At 47.9% G+C, this 2,693-nt stretch carries 1 protein-coding gene and 1 pseudogene; both read right to left on the bottom strand.

All coding sequences use genetic code 11. The annotated features are described in order from the left end of the window. Nucleotides 1-1,164 (bottom strand): annotated as a pseudogene (locus tag ABGY95_RS00665) (hypothetical protein); the annotation flags it as partial. A 117-nt stretch (nucleotides 1,165-1,281) separates the two neighbouring features. Beyond that, entirely contained in the window at nucleotides 1,282-2,145 is an 864-nt protein-coding gene (locus tag ABGY95_RS00660; protein WP_347439749.1) for an RNA polymerase sigma factor RpoD/SigA, read from the bottom strand. Between the last annotated feature and the right edge of the window lie 548 nt (nucleotides 2,146-2,693).

Below are 2,693 nucleotides of genomic sequence, written 5' to 3'. Positions count from 1 at the left end.
GATAGGCCCGTCAGTAAATTTGTACTCGAGTAGCTCTCCGAGAGTGGTGAGCATATGGCGAAAACGTCCAACGGGGAGTGCTAGTCCGCGACCATCTGGAAGGAATATCATGAACTCTTGGCCCTTGGGCATGCCTTCGGTGGCTTCCAGAAAGTTATTAGCTAACAATGCTGCGAGAATGGGCTGAAGTTCGAAATCTTCGCCATCGATTTCAAATCCTGCGGAGAGGTTAAACCACCCTTGGGCTTCTTCCACCATCTCGGCCTTCCAGGTCTCGCTGCGGAAAATGAGAGGTTTGAGCCCGACGTGTGCTGAGAATTGTACCTCCCAATCTCGTGTTTCCAGAGCTTTGGTGGCCTCGTGGCGGAAGCGCTGCCAGTAGAAATCAGGGTGCGGCCATTGCTTGTTGTCGGGTGTCCAAACTTTACCTGACTCGGTAGGTTCCGGGTCGTCAGCGATCATCCATTTGGGGCGAGAGTCGAAATTTATCTTCTTCGCTGATGTTGCGCGATCCAGTGGTAAAAGATCGAGGGCGTAGAGAGTCTGTAAAGCAGACATCTCAGTTTCTCGTTTCCGGGTGATTTTGCGTTCAGCAGTAACAATTGGTAGGAGGTGGCCAGATGGCTCTAATGCTACTCTGTGTCCATCATAGATGGCAAACGCGCTAGCGTAGAGCTCAGGACCAGTCTTGTCAGAGCTGTTGCGGCGTTCGATACGCAGCAGGAAACTCGGGCCTTCGCCCGATTTTGTAGGGGGAGCTGGGGAATCGGAGAGTTCTATCGTTTTTCCTTCAGTCACCCCCTCGAGGTGTGGAGTCTCACCAAAAGCGATAGCTAGCCTTTCTCCTCTATTGAGATGTTCAATGCTGGCGACACAATGTTCGCAGTTACTCTGGACTGCGCATGAGCAAGATGCGTCTATTTGAATTTCTCCATTTTCTAACCAGAGCGCAATAATAGTTTCGTGTTGATGGGCTGAATCGGACAGCACATAACTGACAATCTCGACGTCTCCAGTCGCTAAGTGAGCGCCCTTTGATTGGCTGACTTTACTTGCGCGCGCTAGTTTTTTTCCTTGGAGCAGGGAGCCACTCGAAAAGAGCGGCTTCCATTGATCTCCGGATAAATAGTTGGAGATGGATGAGTTCGTGAGGATTTCGCACATTACTGAATGTGATTGAGGAGGGTCAGTGTGCTGCTTAATTCGGGACTAAAATAGCGGCAGATTCGCATCTGCCGCTCACATACCTAACATGCCAATCGCTTTTGAATTGCCGTATTATTAAGCCTCAGCAAAACCGCCTGAGAGTCGCTTTAAAATTGGCTGATCTCTCTTGCGCAGATTTTTGCGCATCTTGGCAAGCGCAACATTTTGAAGTTGACGAATTCTTTCGCGAGTGACTCCAAATTCAAGTCCAACTTCTTCTAAAGTCTTAGGGTTTCTTCCGTCTAAGCCGAAACGGGCGTCGATGATTCTTTGCTCTCGTTCGTCTAAAACATCTAATAAACCGTCTAGTTGGGTGTGCATATTCTTGTTTTCGAGCGCGAGAGCTGGATCCACAGCATGTTCGTCGCTAATAATTTCTCCATACTCACTGGTTTCACCTTCTTGCACAGGGGCATCCAGAGACGCAGGGCGCTGGGCAGCCTGTTTGAGCATGGCGAGCTTCTTGCGCGGTATGCCTAATTCTTCAGCAAGTTCGCTGTTCGTTGGTTCACGTCCTAGATCTTCAGCTAGCATGTTCGAGATGCGGCGCATCCTTGAAATTTTATCAACCATATGTACAGGCAGACGAATCGTCTTGCTCTGATTTGCCAGAGCGCGCTTGACTGATTGCTTGATCCACCATGAAGCGTACGTGCTCAGCTTGCCTCCTTTTTCTGGATCAAATCTCTCTACCGCTTTCATTAGGCCAATATTGCCTTCTGAAATGAGGTCTGAGAGTGGCAGGCCGTAGCTAGAATAATCCTGGGCAATCTTCACCACTAGGCGAAGGTTTGCTTTGATCATGTGGGCGCTGGCTGTTTTGTCTCCGTTTTTAATCCTCTCAGCAAGTTCAACTTCCTGAGCGGGTGTCAGGAGGTCAGTTTTTGAGATTTCTCGAAGGTAAATTCGGAGTGAGTTCTCGCTGTCGTATGATTTCATGGTTTGTTTTAGTTGCTTACGGTCTTCTGACCAGTGTGGATGTCTGAGCTGATATATTTTAGGGCACGAAAGGTGTCGCACCGGTCCGACTGTGAAAGCGTTCTTTGTTGGAGTTTTTGTTCAAACTGTTTAAAAAAGGATTTTAAACTCTGTTCACATGGTTAAGAGGGGGGGAGCGGGGATTTTATTCTCAAAATTCTATATTTTTTATTTTTTTATTGTGTGCTCACTATGAGTGTTTTGTGTCTGTACTGTTCTTCGAAGCCTTCTCGGTGGAAAGAAGTGGTTTCAGTGGAGGGGGAGTTTGACAGCTTATCTGTTTTTTTCTTGAGTAGGCTCTTTGTTTACAACTGTGGGTGTGTACTCATTCATTGAGTCGAAGCAGTGGCCGAGGAAATGTTTTTTCAGAGAAGGTAAGATTCTTGTCATCGGTCCCTATAATCGGCCTAAAAGTGGTTGGTTACTGGTGGGTGATGAGAGTGAATACGGCCATCGATACTTTGAGCTTGGCTGAGCTGGTAATACCGAGGTTTTTGCTGGCTTTGCCA

This window comes from Rubritalea sp., from assembly GCF_039830215.1.
Taxonomy (GTDB): domain Bacteria; phylum Verrucomicrobiota; class Verrucomicrobiia; order Verrucomicrobiales; family Akkermansiaceae; genus Rubritalea.
Note: the sequence above shows the minus strand (reverse complement) of the source record. Positions and strands in the feature narration are given on the sequence as shown.